This window comes from Elusimicrobiota bacterium (assembly GCA_016180815.1).
Classification (GTDB): domain Bacteria; phylum Elusimicrobiota; class Elusimicrobia; order JACQPE01; family JACQPE01; genus JACPAN01.
This window is the reverse complement of record JACPAN010000013.1, coordinates 94,576-112,994: the sequence shown is the minus strand read 5'-3', so window position 1 is coordinate 112,994 and position 18,419 is coordinate 94,576. Positions and strand designations below refer to the sequence as shown.

The 18,419-nt window shown below is 52.5% G+C and carries 22 protein-coding genes; 3 read left to right on the top strand and 19 right to left on the bottom strand.

Annotation, left to right across the window (positions count from 1 at the left end):
- The first annotated feature begins 20 nt into the window (after positions 1–20).
- Positions 21–989 carry a hypothetical protein gene (locus HYT79_07135; GenBank protein ID MBI2070363.1) on the top strand — a complete coding sequence of 323 codons (969 nt, stop codon included), beginning with the start codon at positions 21–23 and terminating at the stop codon, positions 987–989.
- On the opposite strand, the gene HYT79_07130 is transcribed toward HYT79_07135, so the two are convergent.
- From HYT79_07130 to HYT79_07040, 19 genes are all read right to left on the bottom strand, one after another.
- Positions 986–1,843 carry a hypothetical protein gene (locus HYT79_07130; GenBank protein ID MBI2070362.1) on the bottom strand — a complete coding sequence of 286 codons (858 nt, stop codon included), beginning with the start codon at positions 1,841–1,843 and terminating at the stop codon, positions 986–988. The two genes, HYT79_07135 and HYT79_07130, sit on opposite strands and share 4 nt — an antisense overlap.
- 6 nt (positions 1,844–1,849) lie before the next feature.
- Positions 1,850–2,866, bottom strand: coding sequence for a hypothetical protein (locus tag HYT79_07125; GenBank protein MBI2070361.1), 1,017 nt, complete (start codon positions 2,864–2,866; stop codon positions 1,850–1,852).
- A gap of 24 nt (positions 2,867–2,890) precedes the next feature.
- Positions 2,891–3,754 (bottom strand): hypothetical protein, encoded by an 864-nt coding sequence (locus HYT79_07120; protein ID MBI2070360.1) that lies wholly within the window; start codon positions 3,752–3,754, stop codon positions 2,891–2,893.
- Positions 3,744–4,586 (bottom strand): hypothetical protein, encoded by an 843-nt coding sequence (locus tag HYT79_07115; protein MBI2070359.1) that lies wholly within the window; start codon positions 4,584–4,586, stop codon positions 3,744–3,746. The genes HYT79_07120 and HYT79_07115 overlap by 11 nt, the downstream gene beginning before the upstream one ends.
- A gap of 2 nt (positions 4,587–4,588) precedes the next feature.
- Complete coding sequence (locus HYT79_07110) at positions 4,589–5,305, bottom strand: M48 family metalloprotease (GenBank protein MBI2070358.1); 717 nt, start codon at positions 5,303–5,305, stop codon at positions 4,589–4,591.
- Between the two features lie 13 nt (positions 5,306–5,318).
- Entirely contained in the window at positions 5,319–6,167 is an 849-nt protein-coding gene (locus tag HYT79_07105; GenBank protein MBI2070357.1) for a hypothetical protein, read from the bottom strand.
- A 64-nt stretch (positions 6,168–6,231) separates the two neighbouring features.
- Positions 6,232–6,813 carry a hypothetical protein gene (locus HYT79_07100; GenBank protein MBI2070356.1) on the bottom strand — a complete coding sequence of 194 codons (582 nt, stop codon included), beginning with the start codon at positions 6,811–6,813 and terminating at the stop codon, positions 6,232–6,234.
- Between the two features lie 143 nt (positions 6,814–6,956).
- A complete protein-coding gene (locus HYT79_07095) occupies positions 6,957–7,610 on the bottom strand; it encodes a nucleotidyl transferase AbiEii/AbiGii toxin family protein (protein MBI2070355.1) in 654 nt (217 codons plus the stop codon).
- A 6-nt stretch (positions 7,611–7,616) separates the two neighbouring features.
- Positions 7,617–8,162 carry a hypothetical protein gene (locus HYT79_07090; protein ID MBI2070354.1) on the bottom strand — a complete coding sequence of 182 codons (546 nt, stop codon included), beginning with the start codon at positions 8,160–8,162 and terminating at the stop codon, positions 7,617–7,619.
- A 70-nt stretch (positions 8,163–8,232) separates the two neighbouring features.
- The gene (locus HYT79_07085) at positions 8,233–8,685 is read right to left on the bottom strand and encodes a hypothetical protein (GenBank protein ID MBI2070353.1); all 453 of its coding nucleotides are present in this window, start codon (positions 8,683–8,685) and stop codon (positions 8,233–8,235) included.
- Positions 8,686–8,716: 31 nt separating this feature from the next.
- Entirely contained in the window at positions 8,717–9,493 is a 777-nt protein-coding gene (locus HYT79_07080) for a M48 family metalloprotease (GenBank protein ID MBI2070352.1), read from the bottom strand.
- A gap of 133 nt (positions 9,494–9,626) precedes the next feature.
- Positions 9,627–10,199: a hypothetical protein gene (locus tag HYT79_07075; GenBank protein MBI2070351.1), complete on the bottom strand. Its 573-nt coding sequence runs from the start codon at positions 10,197–10,199 to the stop codon at positions 9,627–9,629.
- A gap of 47 nt (positions 10,200–10,246) precedes the next feature.
- Complete coding sequence (locus HYT79_07070; GenBank protein ID MBI2070350.1) at positions 10,247–10,825, bottom strand: hypothetical protein; 579 nt, start codon at positions 10,823–10,825, stop codon at positions 10,247–10,249.
- A 27-nt stretch (positions 10,826–10,852) separates the two neighbouring features.
- Positions 10,853–11,389, bottom strand: a complete 537-nt coding sequence (locus HYT79_07065) for a hypothetical protein (protein MBI2070349.1) — start codon at positions 11,387–11,389, stop codon at positions 10,853–10,855.
- Positions 11,390–11,417: 28 nt separating this feature from the next.
- Complete coding sequence (locus tag HYT79_07060) at positions 11,418–12,011, bottom strand: hypothetical protein (GenBank protein ID MBI2070348.1); 594 nt, start codon at positions 12,009–12,011, stop codon at positions 11,418–11,420.
- On the bottom strand, positions 12,008–12,523 hold the full coding sequence (locus HYT79_07055; protein ID MBI2070347.1) for a hypothetical protein: 516 nt from the start codon (positions 12,521–12,523) through the stop codon (positions 12,008–12,010). The genes HYT79_07060 and HYT79_07055 overlap by 4 nt, the downstream gene beginning before the upstream one ends.
- Positions 12,513–13,061 carry a hypothetical protein gene (locus tag HYT79_07050; GenBank protein ID MBI2070346.1) on the bottom strand — a complete coding sequence of 183 codons (549 nt, stop codon included), beginning with the start codon at positions 13,059–13,061 and terminating at the stop codon, positions 12,513–12,515. The genes HYT79_07055 and HYT79_07050 overlap by 11 nt, the downstream gene beginning before the upstream one ends.
- A gap of 10 nt (positions 13,062–13,071) precedes the next feature.
- Positions 13,072–13,758 (bottom strand): hypothetical protein, encoded by a 687-nt coding sequence (locus HYT79_07045; GenBank protein MBI2070345.1) that lies wholly within the window; start codon positions 13,756–13,758, stop codon positions 13,072–13,074.
- A gap of 332 nt (positions 13,759–14,090) precedes the next feature.
- Positions 14,091–14,474: a hypothetical protein gene (locus HYT79_07040; GenBank protein MBI2070344.1), complete on the bottom strand. Its 384-nt coding sequence runs from the start codon at positions 14,472–14,474 to the stop codon at positions 14,091–14,093.
- A gap of 173 nt (positions 14,475–14,647) precedes the next feature.
- On the opposite strand from HYT79_07040, the gene HYT79_07035 reads away from it, so the two are divergent.
- Complete coding sequence (locus tag HYT79_07035; GenBank protein MBI2070343.1) at positions 14,648–16,747, top strand: hypothetical protein; 2,100 nt, start codon at positions 14,648–14,650, stop codon at positions 16,745–16,747.
- A 244-nt stretch (positions 16,748–16,991) separates the two neighbouring features.
- The gene (locus tag HYT79_07030) at positions 16,992–18,311 is read left to right on the top strand and encodes a hypothetical protein (GenBank protein ID MBI2070342.1); all 1,320 of its coding nucleotides are present in this window, start codon (positions 16,992–16,994) and stop codon (positions 18,309–18,311) included.
- Positions 18,312–18,419 lie beyond the last annotated feature (108 nt).

Genomic DNA, 18,419 nt, shown 5'->3' with positions numbered 1-18,419 from the left:
CCTCTGGTACATTTATAGGGATGGTCGGAACGGTTTTTCTCCTGATGCTGACGGCAGGAATTCATGCCGGCGAGCTGGCTGATGCCGTTGGCGGCAGAATTGATGCCTGCCGGGCCGAAGGTTTTTTGGAGGAATCGTCAGTTTTGGTTTCAAGCGCAGATTTACCTGAGGAATCCGCCTTAAGAGATCTTTTGCCGGGAGTATCCGCTGATGACGTCGAATCAATGAATTGTCTTGTTCTAGAACATATCTTGGCAACCCAACGGCCTTGCCCCTATCGCATGGAAGCTGCTCAGGAAACCATTCGGGGGCTGGCCGAACGCATTTCCGGACGCAGCGCCGACTTTCGGAGCATGAAAGCTGCCGTAGGTCCCATTTCCGTCCGAATCCATGATTTTAACGGTCCTGTTCCCATGGGCCGTTTCCGGCCTTCGGAAGGGGATATTTTGATGAATGCGCTTTGGTCTTGCACCTTGCGTATGGGAGAGGAACAAATCATGGCCCGGCAATTGGCTGCGGAAACTTTGACTCATGAATATTTTCATGCCTATGTTCATCGAATTTTGGGAGAAAATACCTATACCAGCACCGAGGAAGCCATGGCCACGGTTTTGGGTTTTCATTTTGCCAGGCAGGCCGGGTTGACGGGAGGCTTAAATTGCGGTTCCATGGATTTAGGCCTGAGCAGATTGGCGAGCATCATCAAAGAAGGCTCCTGTCAAAAAATAGATTGGTTGATATCGGGATCATGGGAGTCCTTTATCGAATGGTCGGCGCTTTATTGCACGGATGAAGACGGCGTTGTTGAGTGCAATCGCGGTTCTTTTATTTATGCTTCCCGCCCCTTGCCCGGGGATGCTGATAATTGCCAACGAGCCCGGCATTACTTAAAAAGAGCGCTTTATGAAATGGAAGGCGGCGCCAGCCCCATGAGCGATTTCCGCCAATCCCTTCGTTTTGCCCGTTCTTGCCCGCCGGGGTATCCCTAAAGCGGAAAAAGCTTATGCGCCTGGGTGTGGATTAAAAACATTTGGGAATCAGGGGTGCGGTCGAAGCTGGCGTAAACCGCAGCCGTGTCCAGCGCCTCCCGGATATGTTCCAAATAGTTGCGGATATCCGCTTCGCTGGCGCGGATGGCGATGGCCCGGTTCATCAGATTGATCCCGTTTTTTCGCGCTGTTTCCCAGCATTTTTTCAGGCATTCGCGTTCCGCTTCGCCATAAGTGAGGGAGGCCGGAGCCGTAAAATGACGGCAGCCGAAAGCGCTGATCCATTCCCCTTTCTTTTTTTCTTTGGCGAGTTTGTGTTTTTTAAGATTGTTCATGGCCGCGTTGATTTCGCTTTTGCTCATTTTAAGCAGTTTGGCCAAAGTCTCAATCGTCCATGGCCCCTCGTCATTGGTCAACACTTCCAGACACCAGTAGCCGGCCGGGTCTTGGATAACGCCATGAAACTGGTCCGGAGTCAAATGCTGCACCCGCTCTTTGGAGAGCACCTTGGCGGCTTTAATGGAAAGAGCGGAGAGGGAACCCTCCAGCCGCCTGCCTTCCATCATCGGCTGAAAAAGAGAATCAAAAACTTCATGATCACCGACCATGGTTTTTATGTAAGCGGCCAGAAGCCCTCGCACCTGTTCCGTGCCCGGCTTGATTCTGAGCAGATGAATCAAAAGAGAAAGCCGTTTGGCCTGAGGCAAAATTTCCCCCTTTTCGATTTTAAGGTAGCCCACAAAGGATAGTTGAAGCACCTTGGCTCCGCCATTTTTATGGTAGAAATCATACGGGCTTTCAAAACCAGCGTCCTTCCTGAGTTTAACGAACATGGCGGAAAAAGGAGTGATCATGATTTTTTAAGGATGCGGCGACGGGCCGCCATAAGTTTCGACATAGCCTTCGTTGCAGATATCCGCCACCCTCTCCTCAAAGGCGGCAAAATTCTCCAGGCAAAAGTCTCGGTCTTCACCCGCCCACATTTCACAAAAAGATTCCGGAAAGGCGCAGTCGTCATCGGTTAATAAAGTCGCGGCCTCTGGGTTTCGGACGCGCCCGTCAAGGCGGCCCCAACTAAAGTTCATCGTATCCACCAATATTGAATCAAGGCCATGTCGTAGCAGTTCCCGGTCCTCTGTAGACGTTTTTGCCCCGCTTAAGGCTGGGCTGCGGTAGTCTGATTTTGCTTTTCCCCCCGTTGCGGACTCCGCAGAACCGGTTAAGGCGAAGTAAATAACGTCGGTTTTGTTGAGGATTACCTTCCCCGGCATGGCGTTGTATTCAAAAGCAATCAAGGCGCGGGGGAATGTCAGTTTGAGGTTACCATAACGGGCCATGATGTTTTTCCCGAGAGCGCCGGTTGTAGTGTTGATGCTCATCAACTGAAAATAACGAAGCGTTTTGGCGAGCTTGTTCGCGTCGCAAAGCCGTTTTGGCAGATAAAACACATCGCCGGTATAATCGTCGTCAGCGCTTGTTGATAAGCTGGAAAAGGTTTTGACGATATAGGGCTCATCCGCGAACCGAACGGACATAATGGGCAGGCCATGGAGAATATACGCGCGCGCAAAGCGCCGGACGCCTTCGATTTGGGCGCGGCTGGTGGTTGCGGGTAAGTGAAGACTCACGCCCGGAACGAGCCCGGCCCACTCGGTTTCCATGGCCCGGCGCTCGGGTTCCGTAGCCGGGCCGGGGCAGGCGCGCGGCGAGAGGCGGTAGCTTGCGACCTCTTTTTCAAGAGCATTAAAATATTCGTCGGTGTATAAATCCGCCTCCGTGGGCGGATCGCGAAAGATGTCGGCCCGGGCGACTCCCAGGCTGACGATAAGAAACAATGACCCCAACATGCTTTCAAAGGGTATCAGCAATTTTTCCATAACGCCATAGCTCCTCCCCGCGCTTTATTCCCCAATGTCTTCCAGTAGTTTACGGGCATTTTCAAGATCAATTTCATATTCCGCCGGATCGTCGGGTTTTTTGATGGCGAGGGCGGCCCGGAGCGTGAGCCTGGCTTTATACTCATCCCCGGCGTCAAGATAAGCCTCGGCCAAGGTCGGGTAACACGCGGCGCAGTTTGGGGCAAGTTTCACGGCCTCTTCAAGTTCTTCGAGAGCTTTCTTTCTATTACCGCCAGGCAACTCAAGGATTAAGCGTCCCAGAAAATAATGGGCGCCTGCATGCCTGGGATTGAGGCTGAGAACAGTCATCATTTCTCTTTTCATGGGACCCACTAGAGTCAAAGCGCTTAAAAAATCCATGGTTTCGGCTTTGCGGCCCAGAACAACGCCGAACCAAAAATGAGCCTCTGCGTTGTCGGCTTTTAAAGCCAACGCTTGTTTGATTTTTTCTTCAGCTAGTGAGAAAAATATCAGCTTCCCTTTTTTCTTTGTTTGGCGTTCGCCTAGTTTGACCAGGCCGCGTCCCCATCGCCACAAAATGTCCGGATTACCGGGTGATGCCGCATCCATACTTTGAAGCCGGTTGATCGATTCTTCAAGGTTTGAGCCCAAGTGGCGGTAAAGATAAAGGCGATCGATCTCCGCAAAATCAGGAGATGCGGCATTTAGACCAAGGCACAGACCCAACAGGATGAGCAAAATGTTGAACCTGCGCCACGGCCAGAAATTCCCCGAACCCTTTCTTTTTCCGTCATACCGGCGAAAGCCGGTATCCAGTTTATTGGACTCTCTTGGGGGGCCTGGATTCCGGCTTTCGCCGGAATGACGAAGCGGGGAATATCCGCCCCACGGTGTCTTATAGCCCATGTTTTTTGGCCCAGACATCGACATCGCGGCGTACTTTGGCGGCGGCATCGATATAGCCCGGGGCTTCGTCCTTTAAAAATGCTGTTGCGGCCGATCGGATCAGGGGATTGGGTTCGCTGATTAAAATTCCCATCATTTCACCTTTAATCTTCGCACGAATTTCGTTTTCAAAAGTTGGCTTGCCGAAAATCGCGTCCCCGGCCTCAAGAGCCCAGTCATTAATCGCATCGCCTATTTCCCTGAGACCGCCGGCAAAATCATCCGGGTATACCCGGAACCTTTCAATGTCGCTTTCATCCACGGTAATCACTGCCCCGGTCCGCGCGTTGATGAGGGTGCGTGTCGTGTTTATTTCCTCTTCATGGGGATTCAGGATGTAGATCATTTTAAGAGAGCGGATGGCCTTGAGCGCCGCGGCAATTGATTCCGGCGTTCGCGTTTTGGCGCAGGAGATGGTTTTTGAACAATTGGCGATACCGGCCAGGGCAAGGACAGCCCCCGATTGGAAGGCCTCGGCCCGGCGCAAGTAAATAAGGCCGTTGAAAACGGTGATTTCATTGAGCAGCGCTTCATCGGTTAAATGGTGCGCCAGGAATTCAACGCCGTACGCCGCATCCGCGTCGCTGATGGCGGGGTCAAAAAGCAGTTTGTTGATGTCGTTGATTGTTTTATCGGAGCCGATCCACTCGAATCGCCCCGTAACCTCATTTTTACGGACTGAGCTTGCGAGCAGACTGCCCAGATCGACGGCCGTTGATTCGCCCTTTGCCGGCAGGCCGCCAGCCAGAATAAGCGCCGCCGCCGCGAATTTTATGATTGCTCTATTCAGCATGATCATTCCCCCTCGTTTAACCAACGACAAACCGAACGGTATAAATTGAGCCTTTCTTCCAGCGGATGGTACATGTCCGCCCTTGCTTTATCCCTTGATTCATGCCACGCTCGTTCTGAGTCAGAACCTTTTCGCAGCCAACCTTCAAACATACGCCTGAATACTCCTTCGCTTTCTTTGCAATTGAAACCGGCCTCATGCATATAGATGACGGCGTAGGTATCAGCTTCTTTTTCTACGTCTGGCGTGGGGGCGATAGACCCACGCCATAGTTTTTCAGAGTGCCTAAATTGAATATGGGCCAGTTCGTGGGCGATGTGCCAAGCCAGCTCATGCTCGTTGCGAACGCTATCCATCAGTTCCCTGGTGATCACGATAGCGCCAAGGGCAGGTTTGCGCCGGTCGTCTGTCCTTTCCCAAGGTTTGCTAAATGAGTAAGCGTAAGAGAAGTCCTCGCCCGCCGTGTACTTGTACTCTAAAAAGGCGGGCATAACGGGGGCATGGAATCGTCCCAGAACCTCCCAAAGCCGGCCGAAGACTCGCATTACTTCTTCGCTTGGATTATGGTACCAAGCCACGCTCATCGGGGGATCGGACGGGTCGAAACTGTAGGGATCGGCAATCCCTCCGGCCAGAGCAGATTGAGCCAAGGCGGCAAACGCAACGGCGTTTAACCCGATTGTCTTAAGCATGCTTTTCGAGGGCGTTAATTTTTTCATTTGAAAATACCTTTTATTCCGTTGGTATCGTGTAGACCGACGGCAGGCCGTTTGCAATTCGTTCTTGAATAAGCTTTTCAATGTTGACGTCACCATAACGCCATGGGACGTCAACCTCCTCAAGAAAACGCTTGGCCATCATGTATATCCTGGGTGATGGATGGGACGCAACGATATATTTCATCGTATTTAAAACAGACATTTTGACCAGAGAATAGCCATACACAGGATCATCGGGGTACTTTAAGTAGTACATCAGTTTGATGGCATTGAACGATTTCGACGCGGCCTCATATCCAGTGCTGAAACCGTAAGAAGCGTTGCGGCCTTCATGGTAATCGACAACCGCGCCAAGAAACGCAACCGTTCTCTCGCCGATTAAAGGAGACGCCCGGGCAATAGCCGTGCCTGTTACAAGAGCGATGGTTTTCTCATTTTTGCTCGTATCCCGCGACATCACGATGCCGTTGTAAACCAAATCCTCCATGGCATTGGAAACAGCCTCATCGGAAACATCGCTGTCGAGCACAAGCGCGGCCGTTTCTCGCAAAGCCTCCGTCCAAGCCGGCGGTTTGATTTTGCAGAACAAGGGGTCAATAGTGCCGGCGACATTTTCACACTCTACCGTCCACAATGGATTCATGGCGTATCTCGTCAAATACGAAAGCCGCGCCTCTTTAACTTTACGCCTTAGTTCGGCAGGAGTCGGCTTGCCGACCATGATATGATGATCCGCCGCTATTGCCGTCTTGAAATTGCCGAGCACAAGGTCCGGGGCTAAAGATTCATCTCCTTGCAAGGCCACAACCGGGGCTAGATTAGCCGCTGTCCAAAAACATGCGGCCGCGGCTATTTTAAACATCGTTTTATTTATTTGGCTCATTTTATTTGCCTTTATGTGTTTGTTGGTGTACATCGTATCCCCCCTATTCCTTGCACGCGCCAAGCAGGCGATCGAGCCGTAGGGTGGCAATAAGTTCTTCGCTCTTGAGGCTGCTCAAGCGATCTTCCGCATCAAGAACTTCTTGAAAGCCCCTGAATTCCGCATCGGCAAGGTAGCGGCACATGGAAATGTTGATCATCCCGGGGTCCTTGCCAACACATCGGACCCGGTATTCAATTTTTTTGCCCTCAAAATAACTCCTCGCTCTGGACAAACTGCTTTCCGCATCGGCGATATCGTATTCAATGTCGCTGATTCTCCACTTCAAGGCGCGTACCTTAGGAGCGGTTCTTTTTTCAGCGCAATCATCTTTTTTAGGTTCAATGGGTTTGGTCTTGACGGCATGTGTTTTCTTCGTCGGTTTTCCAATCTTGCCATCCCATGTTTTGACGACTTTTCCAAGCGCCTTGATCACTTCTTCCTTGGAGTCTGATGCGGCCACGGAAGAAACCTTGCTTGCGGGGATTTCGCAAATGGGATGAGGCTCGCTCCCTGCTTGCAGGCCCATGGCCCACGCAAAGACCAGCGCTGCGGCATTTGTCGCAATCATTTTCGTTTTTTTCATCTTTTCACCCTCCTCTTTGGGTTCGCTGTCATGAGGGTAACAGGGGCGGCGGCGGATATCCTGAAACCAAAGACTAAAAAGATCGGGCCCAAAGGCCCGACTACCTGATATTGAGCTAAAGGTCGGTTTTAGTTAACTGTTGGTTAACTAGACTTGAGGATGACTTTTACGGCCTTGGGGACTTCTTGCTCGAAGTATTTTTTGATTTGGGGCCAACGCGCGGGCTTAAGCAACCTGGGGCTTGGGTCTGATTCCGCGTCGTCAAAGTAAACAAGGGCCTTGGCCGCTTGCAGATAAAAGTCGGCCGAATGCTTGAATTTTTGCTCGGACAGTTTCAATAGATCCGTTAACGGGATTTTCTGACTGATTGTGTAAAGATCGATAAAATCTTTTTTGGCTCCCCGCCCGATAATGGCGCCGATTTTCATCAATGCGATATCCTCGTAGGAAGCGACCGCTAAGCCTTCCCAGGATAGAAGAGGTTTCAGCGCAGGGTAGGGGTAGCGCAAAAAACTGACGGCCGTTTCCAAAATAACAACGTGCAGGGTACCTTCTTCTTCTTTGCGAATGGCGAAGCGTCCTATCTTACGAAGCCCCGTTTTTAAAGCCTCCAAATGACTAGGGTCAAGCGGGTAATCCGGGGAGAAAAAGTCCAAATCCATGGAGACCCGATGCCCAAACTGAAGCGCCAGCGCCGTGCCTCCGGCCAAATAAAATTTTTTTAATTGGGGCAGCGTCAAAAGCAGGCGCGCAGTTTGCCGGCAATCATTTGTCATGGCTTGGGGATGCCAGGGCATAAAGGTTTACGCTCCCCCCCAAGCGCGTCCGGATAGGCGCCATTTTGGCGGCAAGGATGGTTTCACGTCAAAACAAAGACTCCAAAGGCGCAACGATTTAGCCGAAAGAACCCGTGAGCCGTCCTGTTTCAAGAAATCGCGGATGGCGCTAATCGGGTATCGCCGCAGTACCCATTTCATCTCTTGGCGAGTGCCTTGGTCAAGGATGCGGGAGAGCATGAGCCTAACGTCACGGTAAGGGTTAATTTGGTTGATGGGATATTCTGGAAACAGGACTTGAAATTTCTTGGGCGGTTTTTTTAAAGATTTGGGCAAACCCGCCAATTTTTCGACACCTTCTAAATCTAAAAGCCATTCACCCAGAAATTTTCCGTGTGTTTTAATGACCTGCGTCTCAAGAAGACGGTAAATTTGCCGTCTTGATCGCTGCAGTTTGCGCGAAGCGTCTTGAGAGGTGCAGATTCGTTTGTAGGCGGGCTTGCCCGCGGTCGTCGCTCTTTTGAGGTAGAGCCGGCCTTTGCTGTCCTGGGCCACCTCAATAAGATACTTCATGTCATATATTATGACATGAAAATGTATATAATTCCAGTAGGGCTGGAATGGGTTTACCGGAGGCGCTTTGTTAGGTTTTCTTGCCCAAGGATTTGCCGAGTTTTGAGAGGTTGTAACCCAAAACAGTCAACGCAAAACCAGCGAGGGCGATCCAGAGGTAAGGGAACAGGGCCACCATAACGGCTAGGGCGACCCCCAAGAAAAACCCGGCGACCCCGGTAACCAACGTCGCGGTTGCCGCGGCGCGAACAAAGCGAGCCGGCGATTTTTTGGCTTTAAGGACTTTTTTGTCTGGGGTTTTTCCCGGGGACGGCGTAGGGGCCGTTTCCGTCGTTTTCGCTGCCACCGGCATGGACCCCGGCAACCCGAGCGTCCCACCGCCCCCTTCTCCTTGCTGCCCGCCGTCAAAAATCCGGCGCGAGTCGTTATAGAGGTGGTCGGTATCAGCTAAAGCCCATTGTTGCCCGAAAGTCATGCTCAGGCAAAAAAGGACGGCCAGACACAAAATCGCTTTTTTGATCATCGCAACGCTGACCGACCGTTCCCTTGCCGCGTCATTTGCAAACCTTGCGCAATACATTGAGCCTTTCTGGATAGGCATCACGGTTGCCCTCCTCGTATCTAATCTCATGGAGTCTCGCTACCCAGTCTCGGGTCTCTTCTTCAGGGGGCATAAAAAGGGTTGTAGCGCGGGCCCAGTCAACTTCAAAAGAATGTCTGAATACTCCCTCGGCCTCCTTGCAATTAAAACCTGCTTCCTGCATGTAGAGGGCTCCAACGATATCAGCTTCCCGCTCGTACAGCCGCCGGCTTTTGCTTGTGACTTTTTTAACGTGTTCCAATTGAACATGAGCTAGTTCGTGGGCAATAATGAGGGCCAACTCATGCTCGTTGCGAACAAGTTCCAGCAATTCGTAGGTAATGACAATAACGCCGCTGCCGGGGCCAAGACCATAAAGATAAAGCTCTTTTGTCTTTACTACATAGGCGGGAGCAACATCTATTTCCGTCTTGTATTCCAAGATAACGGGCATTACAGACGGGTGGAATCGCGGTAAAATCTCAAAGAGCCGGCCAAAAATCCTCATCACTTCTTCGCTTGGATTGCGGTACCAAGTCACGCTCATTGGGGGATCGTCTGGATTGAAATTGTAAACTTCAGATTCCTCTTTTAGGACCGGGCCGAAGTATGCCGCTGCCGGCGCCGTCATCCGCATCTGCACCGCAGCGAACGCTATGAGGAGAGTTGTCATGCGCAGGCCCCGCATCGCAGGCTGCGGCGTTGTTGCCTTGTTCATTTCCTGGCTTCCCGATTTTAAGCTTTCGTTCATAATCATGAGGGTAACAGGGTGGCAGGCAGGCGTCCTGAATCCAAAGACTAAAAAGATCGGGCCCAAAGGCCCGGCTACCTGATATTGAGCTAAAGGCCGGTTTTAGTTAATTATTGGTTAACTCGCGAATCAACTAATGGACGACGGCCAGGCGGGCCGCCGGAAAAACGATTTTCCCTAGCCTGCGGCCGACTTGAACCAACAGAGTACCGAAGATTCTGGTGCCCTCGCGCATCCCGGCCATGGTGAAGCTTACGGTGGGCATGGCCCGATAATGAATGCCACGACTGCTTCCTCGGGACAATCGAAACGGCCCAACCGGTTCAGCAGGAGGGGTGTCCATCACATTGGTGACTTTCCAAGGCTTAAGAAGGCCGCGGTCGGCAACACACTCAAAACGCACGCACAAGCCCATCACCTTAATGGTTGGAGAAACCGCTCTTTTACCGTTGTAGTGCCAAGCGCCGCCGAAATCGGCGTAAAGGCGGAGGCCGTCATTAGCCGTCATCACCGCCGGGAAGCGATTATTCACAACACTCAAGGGCTCCCGGAGTGCAAACTTAAACCCCTCGGCCTTTTTCCACCTGGCTCCGTCAAAAATTTCAAGCTCACCGAAAGGAACTTCTTTGACCGAGGTGCTCATGGCATTCGGCGAGATGGCGCCCAGCATCAAGAGCGCGGCGGCTGTTGTGCGGATGAGTTTCATTGATCGTTGTAGAGTAGAGTTCTGACGCATTTTAGTCCTCCTTAATGTTACCTTCGCGGTGGTATTACGCGGGCGATGGGCAGGGCCCACTTGATGATCTGTCTGCCAACGCGGGCGACCATGGTGATGCGAACTTCCTCGGAAGCTTCCAGGGCTTTCATCAGTCTGTTGCTTAGGGTCGTGAAGGCCACCGGGGTCACCGCGCGCGACTCGCCCGGCCTCAATGCGAACGTTTTGGGATAATTAAGAATGCCTTGCGGGCCGGTAAGCTCGAAGCCCTCTCTAAATTTCCATACGCGCCTATCCAATTTGACTTCATGGCCCAGGAATTGGATGGATTTTAGGGTGGTTTTGCCGTGGTTGGCAAATTCTCCCATAACGCCCGCGCTGACGTAGATTTTGCCGGCGGGCCAATTGGCGGGCTGCCTGCCGATTTGGATTAAGGCCGTTCCCTCTTGCGCGCCGAAACGCAAAACCGGCACTTTTTTTCTGGAACGGACAATGCGCGAGCCGTCAAAACGTGCCCCAGCCCGGCCGGCATCATGGGCCGAAGATCCCGCCACGGCATTCCCGGCCGCCAAAACAACCGACAACGCAATGGCAACAACGATTGTTCTGTGTCTCATGAATTTTTTATCACCGTTGTTTTTTGATCAACGGCGGGTGATGAGCCTGGTTGCCGGTAAAACAATTTTGCCGACAAGTCTGCCTAGCCGCACAGCCAACATTGGGTAAATATCAAGCGATGCCGGGAGCCTCTCCGACGCGACCAGGGCGGCGGTTTTGTAGCCGGCGCGCAACGGCCGTCCTCGAGGAATTCTTACGGATGGCGCCAGGCGATTGGTTTTAGCGTCGCGCACGGGCCATAGTTCAGCCTCCTTCTCGTAATCCCCGAAGCCGACAGACACGGCAACGATTTCCACAGGTGTCGAGAGCGGTTTTTTCCCCGCGTAGCGCCAGGACCCTGAAATTTTTCCCGCCAGCGATGGATGCGGAGCCCCGGGTTTTTTTGATGAGAAAAAAAGAAGTTCGTTATTTTTAAAGCTGTATGTTCTGCTGGTTCTCCATCGGTTGCCGTCATAGAGCTGAATGGGAATGGCTGCGTCGTTGAGCCCAACCTCAGCTTTTATGTTTGACGCCGGCAGCAGTAGAAAAGCGAACGCCGCAGATATGCTGATCAGTTTTTTCATTGGCAGGCTCTCCTTTTTTATTTTTCTTTTATTGATTTGTTAAGCGCCTGGTGATTTCAACGGCGCCGGCGCCGATAAGCGCTGCGCTGCCGGCGACAATGCCTGTTAATGGAATTAGTTCGGGCATGCCCCGCAGTGCGACAAGAAGCCCGGCGCTCATCGTTGGAGCCGCGACCGCAACAGCAAAGCTGAGTGCCGGATGAATTCGGTTTCTATATTCGCCATGAATAGCTGCTGCGCAAAATCCGACCATCCCGCCCGCGGCTCCGGCGATTGGCGCCATAGAAACATGAGGATGACGAATGACGTAGTGCGTAAACAGGCCGACGCTGAGCCCGGCTGCGAGCCCGCCGCCTACGGGTTCGGTTACTCGTTGCCAGAGCGGCGCTTTTTTCCTTGATTGGTCAGGTTTGAATTCCCCGGATCGATAGCTTGGGCTCGATGGCGACCAAGCGGATATCCTCACAGGCGTCGAGGCAGGTTCCTTCGCCTTCAAATGCCGGGCGTCCATGGCACTGGAGAGGACTCTCCAATCGTCAATCTCAATACGTCGCTCAAGAGCGAAACAGGCGCGCGTCGATACCAACGAAGTCAACAGGCAAGCAATAAGAGTTTTCGTCATAACTTTTTTTCTCCAGTTTCGGTTGTATCGGCAATTAGAGGCTGCTTTTTTGACGACTTGGCGTTTAAATAATCAATCAGGATAACCGGACCGAACGTCAGCAGGATAGCCGCAAGGCCCATGACCATGATGATGGGAAACGCCAGGAATGATCCGGCCATTGCACTGGCGACAATGCCCAGTCCGGCCGCGCCGGTCATGACCAAACCCATGGTTTTAAGCCTGGACACGAACTGGCGGCGGAAATCTTGCATCGCAGGATTTTTGGGCGTTTTTTCCGATTTTATTTTGTCTGCTTTTAATTTTTGTTCATCCCCTGATTGGGCATCTAAACGACCAAGCCGCACGGGAGCATCCGTTGCGGCTGGACTCGCCGCCGATTCATCAAAATAAGACCTTGCCTGTCCGGCCATTGCCTCCGCTTGGCCGGCGTGCGAACGATCGGATAATGCCGCTAAAATAAAAAACGCGATGAATGTTGTCGCAATCGAGATTCGCGTTCTATCGGCCATTTTTGATCTCCTTTCTGGCTTCTTTGTAATCGTTGATAATGAACAGGGCGGTCATGGCGGCCTGCACAACAAGGACGATGGCGAAAAATACTGCAATGGGCCAGACGGCCGTAGCCAAGGACGCCCCTGCCACAAGACCCGAAGCAACGATTCCGACGGGTAAAAGTGAAAAACCGAGCGTTATACCGGTAGCGATGCCCAATGTTTTCAAATTGGACCCCAATTTTTTGCGAAATTTTTCCATAGCTGCGCTGCGAGGAGGCCTCGGGGGTAATTTATTCTCTTTGACTTTTCCGGTTGAGGCATCATCGGAATCTGGCGCGTCCGGCGCCTCCGCTAAGGTCAAAGCTGGACTGATCCCCGATGGAAGGACGCGATTGTCACTGTGGCCGCCGTCAAAAATAGCGTTGGCGCGGGCGGCGTCATCATGCGGACCATCTAGACCCGAGCGTTCATGCCAAGCATCAGCGTTAGCCGCACGGCAGCTCAATGGCAAAGATACGGCGATTCCAATAAAAATCAGCGCCAATTTGTCCATTGTAAACCTCTCAAAGTAGCACGGTTTTCATTAGAAGCCGGTGCGCGCCGCGCAAAACCGAATAGACCAGGCGGCTGGAAACTTCATAAGGAAACGGTCGCCAAAAAGACGCCGGGCCCATATTGCCCATGCCCCATTTTGATGTGCCGCCGGCGCCTTGCGTCGCCGTTTCCATCGCCAAAATTTTTCCGAACCGGGAAATCACGGCGGTCATGGTGTGGGTCGGCGGACGTTTAAAAATATCTGCGGGCAGCGATCTCCAATCGCCTACGGAAATGGAGCTTTTGACCGCGTTCCAGCGGCTGCCTTTTTGCACGGCTTGGACTTCAAGCCAGGGGCCGCTCCATGCGGGCCACATTTTGGTTGACTCCGGATACGGGGAATGCGCCGGCCATGTTTCCAGCCGGTCTAGTCGAATCGTTCCCTTGGACACTCCTGGAGCCAGATCAAAACGCGCTTTATCAAGTTTGATCGGTCGATTGCTTTTGAGCGCATCAAACATATCGCCCAAATGGCTGAGAGTAAAATCACCTGTGGTGAATCCGTTTTTTTGGGAGGGAATTTGCGCCACGACGGCGCCCACCGGCGTAACGCTGAACGGCGTAATAACCGGATTCTCGGTCGCGTAGCTTGGCGCAAGACAAGCGGCTGCGGCCAATAAGGCCGGCGCGGCTAATTTTGTTTTGCTCTTGAACATTTATTCCTTCCTTTAGAATGAGCGATGTTGTCGTGGAATTTTCTTAATAAGGAAAGCCCCTGTCTTGAAGCCTTCATTCCGGATTTATGGGTCTTTCGTTTGAGCAACCAGACATTCAAGGAATGCGGGGTCTTGGTTAATTAACGGTTAGTTTGCGATCATTAATTCTGACGCAAAGATTTGAGAGTCATGGTCAGAGATAAAAACGGGGCGCCGTTTCAAGCCCGGGTTCATGACATGATAGTAGGCTCCGGGGAATTCTGTTGCGTCGTTATTCCCGCGAATGCGGGAATCCAGAATCGCGGTTGCGGAAGTTTAAGTGGAGGCGGTTTCTAATTTCTGGATGCGCTTTTCGTGGTTTCAAGCATAGGGGCATGCTCTTTGAATACGACATGGACAATTTGTTTTTCCAAATGGTCCAACTTTTGTTCCATGCGTTCAAAGTTCTTATCATGTCCCGAAAGCTTTACTTCCACGCGTTCCAGGCCTGCCTTAAGTTTTTCTTTAGTAGCGAACGCCTTAAGTTGTTTTTTAGTAGCCAGTTCGTTTCTCAACCTTCCGATAATTCTTTGCTTTAACGTATCCGTTGTTCTTTCCAGAATTTTCTGGAAAGCCTTGAGAGTGAAAGGAGCGGCCGGCTTTTTGGCAAGCGGTTTAGTTTTTGCCATACGCCATGCTTGGTCCGTGGCTTCCTGTGATTTGCTCGCCGGTTCCACCACCCTCAAGTTTGTTAAAGGGTACCTTGGGAGTCTGCTTCATTCCATCTTAATTAACCGTTAGTTTACTTGGCGTAGGGCCGGGCTTTAATGACGGGTTAATGAGGCTGCAGACCCTGCGCTGACTATCTAAGGGCTCAAGATCGCGGAGCCGCCAAGGGTCAAAATAAGGCATGGGTAAAATTTATGCCCTGCTTCTCTTTCTGGGCCAGGCGGCTCTGGCCGATGACGGCCTCAAATTAACCGGGGTTCTTTTTGATGGGGCAAAACCGCCGATTTCCGGCGAGCCCCTCGGCCTTTCGGTTTCGCTCCCCTCGACTCCACTCGGGGCAGGCAGGACAGGCCTGCACCCTGCGCCTAAATGGTGGGGAGATTTGGAGCTTGAAACCGGCATTATTGCGGGCGGCCCTGGTAGTTCCAAATTGGGAGTCATGCCTTACGTTACCGTAGCCAAAGGTTGGGAATCTAGTCCGGGAGCCAAGCTTCACTGGCGCTTTCTCGCCAAAGGCGGGGTTGCCGCGCCTCATATTAATCTTTTCCCAGCCGAGGAACCAACTTTAGCGGCAGACTTGGATGTTATTGCAGAGAATATTTCGGGCAATACCGGTGCAGGTGATTCGTCATCGGCTTTTAGCGATGCCGGCCGCTATATGAGTTATAGCGGCTCATCGGCAGCGGAACCTATATTCTGGGCCAGCGTGCTTGCCGAGCTTGCCAAAAGCTTTAAGCTGGCGGGCCCCGTTCATTTTGGGGTTTCAGCCAGCGTGATCGCGGATGCTGTTTCCGGGCGCATGCCGGCTTTCAATGTCCGCGCGACAGAGCCCAAGCCGCCTTCTTCTTCCGACCCGGCGGAGATTGAGGCCTACAACGAAGCCTATGCGGCTTATGAGGCTGAACTCAACCGTAAAATCACTGTTTTATACCCCAATTTTCAAAGCGATATCAGCATGGGTTTTATGTTTCGGCACCCGGAAATTCCCATCGCCCTGATTGCGGCCTTCGGCGACGCGCAGAATTTAGGGGTGGTCGAAGCGCATCCTTTTAGAACGATCTGGGGATACCGTGGCGGCTACAATGAAATCAAACCGGCTTTTGAGCATGCCCCGCATTACGGCGGCGGCTTGCTCGCTTCCCTGCCGGATCATCCGGAAACGGCGTTGGACGTCCGCTTCACAAGCGTGTTTAAAGAGCTGAGCCTTGAACAAAAATTTTCAGCCATGATCTCGGCCATTGTGGCCGGACGGGAGGCGGAGCTTTATTTTCGCTATCACTGGGAAAAAGGTTCCGGGATCGAGTTTTCCCGTACCGGCGGCGAGGCCGGAACTTCCTATGAAATAGCGCCGTGGTTGAAAATCGCGGCCTCGGGTTCTTGGGATACGGTGGAAATGGGCCCCGCTAAGGTTCATGAGAGCGGTTTTATGTTGAGTGCCGAGGGCGTTCTTGGCCCGACTCCTGCGTGGGTCAAGCCCAAGAGCGTGGTCGGTTACTACCATACGACAACTCCGCCCCTAGACCGCAGCGAGGTTACTGAGGCTTACCGGACTTTTGACTCCGCCTTTCGGGCTTTGGCCACCAAGACCGGCGCAGACCCAAGCAAAGAGGGTCTTTTTTTCTCGAATTTCATCAATGCCGATCCTTTCCAGCGCGCCGCCATGGTGGAAAGTTTCTGTACTTATTTTGGCAAGGAATATGCGGAAACCTGCTCATGGCTGAGCGATAATTTGCCCGCCATCAGCGCTATCCTAACGCTTGAATCAAGCGAGCGACTGCTCTCCGGCATGGCCATGAGGATTGGACGAAACGCTCTGCGCGACTTCATGGTCTCCGAGGGGTACACGGAGCGCGACGCCTTGGCTTTGTCCGCCATCGCCGGCCGCCGGCTCTCGCCGGTTCCCGGCCTGATCTCTGCTGATGAGACCCTGTTTAAAAACTGGCTCCTTTTTCAGATCGGCGGTGCCCTAGAGATTCCTTACACTTGCGTTGCCGGCGAACCTTGCGAAATCAGCAGGGATCAAATCTTGACGAGCCTGGGCGGGGCGCTCTCGCCTGATTTGGAAAGCGCGATCGCGAGCGGCTACTGGGGCAATGCCCAAGAGATGGCGGATTTCTTAATCGAGTACATTTATCAGCTCGCCCGCATCGAGGTCAACCGGGAAATCATCGAAATGCTCTTAGTCGGCGAGAAACTGAACAAGCTGATGGCCTCCGGCGGCAAAAAGTCCTACGAAGTTTCCTACGACGCGCTGCTGAAAGTTTTCTCCGACGTCCGGTAAAATACACTTTCCGGCGACACCTTTTTTGATTTAGTCATCGCGAAGGCGGGAATCCAGACCCTCTTTCGCAATTTTGTTGTCTTTAAAAAACAGAAATATAAATCTGGATTCCGGCTTTCGCCGGAATGACATGCAAGGCATACCGCTACTGTCTGAATCCTGACTGGTAAGACTTAAGTTTTATTTTCAATTGGGCCTTTAGGCTCAGGATAATCTTGATGCCGGCCGGGTAAACTTGGGTGTCATGGCTCGCGCCGCAGGCAAAGCGTTTATTTTAGTTTTCTCTTTTTTTTGCTTCTCGGGCACGCTAGCCGCTGAAGACGTTTGCACGCAAGACGATACTATGGGGCGCGCCGGCGCGACTTTTGATGGGGCACGTTTGATTGCTCCGGCTCCGAGCAATCCCCGTCCGACGCACCCTGCGTTCAATTTCGCTTTAAATAATGTGGCGCCTTTTTTGGCTGTGACCCTTGGGTCTTCGGCCTCCGCCTATCGCGAGAGCCGGGAAAGGGATAGTCTTTGGTCAACGTTTAGGCCGGGTATTTCCATCACGCCCGACGGATTTATGGTCACCTTAGCCGGCGGCGGCGCTACGACCTTGCCATCTTCCTTGGTCAGTGATCCTGCGCAAGTCGCCCGGCTCCAGCAGGATTATCCGGCATCGGGCTATTACAACGCTGCGATCATGGGGGTCACTGCGGCATTGACAGGCGCCTTATTGGAGCAAGCCGGCATCATTAGAACACCGGAACCATGGTATAGCGACCTTGGACTCAATTTTGGCACAGGCTATGTTTTGGGCAGTGTTTTGAATCAAGGCGCCTTCCATCGCGATGTCGCCCTCGGCGGCCTCAACGCCCTTCTTAGCTGGACGCTCAACGCCACCATTGATTGGATCGCCAAGCGTCCCATTCGGGATCCCCGGTACGACGTTGTCTCCTACGGCGCCGTTTATGGCATCCGCAGCTTGATTCCTGAGCGCGGCAATCCCATGCTCAGCGACGGCCGAACTGGAAGCGAACAGGCTTTAAACGCGATTACCGATGTCGCTTTTGAGGCGATTTGGGACGGCGGGGCGGGCTATTTGGCCGATGTTTTGCGGGGTAATTATGATTCCCTGTATTTTCTGCGGCATATGGTTTATGGCGTTGTTGCCAGGACTTTGGTCAATGCGCTTTATGGAACTAGAGTGCGCCTTGAGCCTCAAGTGATGGAACGCGCCCGCGAGATAGCTTTAACGCGCGGGGGCATTGACATTGGGCCGGTTGAAAGGGACTTCGAACTCAGGCGCGGCGGCATTACCGATCTGGAAGGTTTAAGCGGCGTGTCGCGATTTAATTGGGTAAGCATCGAAAATCTAACCCTTCGATCCCCTCTTCTTGAGGGCGGCGTTCTGACTCCGGCGGGAGAAAGCGTAGCCGGTCTTTTGGCTCATGAATACGCTCATGCTTGGGCCGTTGACCGTATCGGCCTTCAGTTCGGCATTTGGTATTTATGGCGCTTTCTAGCCGGCGAGGATTATAACCATCACCGCTACGAGACTCTCCCTTACCTCATTGACTAGACGGGTCGGGGAAGATACGTATTGTAATTCAAGTTTCATCAGATGCGAAAAAATTAAACTATGGTTTTATACCTTCGGCGTTCACGAAAAATTTTATGAGAAATTAGA

What these genes read in the sequence shown, in the direction of transcription:
- HYT79_07135 (MBI2070363.1), top strand. Translation starts at nt 21, where the DNA reads ATGGTCGGAACGGTTTTTCTCCTGATGCTGACGGCAGGAATTCATGCC.
- HYT79_07130 (MBI2070362.1), bottom strand. Translation starts at nt 1,843, where the DNA reads ATGATCACTCCTTTTTCCGCCATGTTCGTTAAACTCAGGAAGGACGCT.
- HYT79_07125 (MBI2070361.1), bottom strand. Translation starts at nt 2,866, where the DNA reads ATGGAAAAATTGCTGATACCCTTTGAAAGCATGTTGGGGTCATTGTTT.
- HYT79_07120 (MBI2070360.1), bottom strand. Translation starts at nt 3,754, where the DNA reads ATGGGCTATAAGACACCGTGGGGCGGATATTCCCCGCTTCGTCATTCC.
- HYT79_07115 (MBI2070359.1), bottom strand. Translation starts at nt 4,586, where the DNA reads ATGCTGAATAGAGCAATCATAAAATTCGCGGCGGCGGCGCTTATTCTG.
- HYT79_07110 (MBI2070358.1), bottom strand. Translation starts at nt 5,305, where the DNA reads ATGAAAAAATTAACGCCCTCGAAAAGCATGCTTAAGACAATCGGGTTA.
- HYT79_07105 (MBI2070357.1), bottom strand. Translation starts at nt 6,167, where the DNA reads ATGTTTAAAATAGCCGCGGCCGCATGTTTTTGGACAGCGGCTAATCTA.
- HYT79_07100 (MBI2070356.1), bottom strand. Translation starts at nt 6,813, where the DNA reads ATGAAAAAAACGAAAATGATTGCGACAAATGCCGCAGCGCTGGTCTTT.
- HYT79_07095 (MBI2070355.1), bottom strand. Translation starts at nt 7,610, where the DNA reads ATGCCCTGGCATCCCCAAGCCATGACAAATGATTGCCGGCAAACTGCG.
- HYT79_07090 (MBI2070354.1), bottom strand. Translation starts at nt 8,162, where the DNA reads ATGAAGTATCTTATTGAGGTGGCCCAGGACAGCAAAGGCCGGCTCTAC.
- HYT79_07085 (MBI2070353.1), bottom strand. Translation starts at nt 8,685, where the DNA reads ATGATCAAAAAAGCGATTTTGTGTCTGGCCGTCCTTTTTTGCCTGAGC.
- HYT79_07080 (MBI2070352.1), bottom strand. Translation starts at nt 9,493, where the DNA reads ATGAACGAAAGCTTAAAATCGGGAAGCCAGGAAATGAACAAGGCAACA.
- HYT79_07075 (MBI2070351.1), bottom strand. Translation starts at nt 10,199, where the DNA reads ATGAAACTCATCCGCACAACAGCCGCCGCGCTCTTGATGCTGGGCGCC.
- HYT79_07070 (MBI2070350.1), bottom strand. Translation starts at nt 10,825, where the DNA reads ATGAGACACAGAACAATCGTTGTTGCCATTGCGTTGTCGGTTGTTTTG.
- HYT79_07065 (MBI2070349.1), bottom strand. Translation starts at nt 11,389, where the DNA reads ATGAAAAAACTGATCAGCATATCTGCGGCGTTCGCTTTTCTACTGCTG.
- HYT79_07060 (MBI2070348.1), bottom strand. Translation starts at nt 12,011, where the DNA reads ATGACGAAAACTCTTATTGCTTGCCTGTTGACTTCGTTGGTATCGACG.
- HYT79_07055 (MBI2070347.1), bottom strand. Translation starts at nt 12,523, where the DNA reads ATGGCCGATAGAACGCGAATCTCGATTGCGACAACATTCATCGCGTTT.
- HYT79_07050 (MBI2070346.1), bottom strand. Translation starts at nt 13,061, where the DNA reads ATGGACAAATTGGCGCTGATTTTTATTGGAATCGCCGTATCTTTGCCA.
- HYT79_07045 (MBI2070345.1), bottom strand. Translation starts at nt 13,758, where the DNA reads ATGTTCAAGAGCAAAACAAAATTAGCCGCGCCGGCCTTATTGGCCGCA.
- HYT79_07035 (MBI2070343.1), top strand. Translation starts at nt 14,648, where the DNA reads ATGGGTAAAATTTATGCCCTGCTTCTCTTTCTGGGCCAGGCGGCTCTG.
- HYT79_07030 (MBI2070342.1), top strand. Translation starts at nt 16,992, where the DNA reads ATGGCTCGCGCCGCAGGCAAAGCGTTTATTTTAGTTTTCTCTTTTTTT.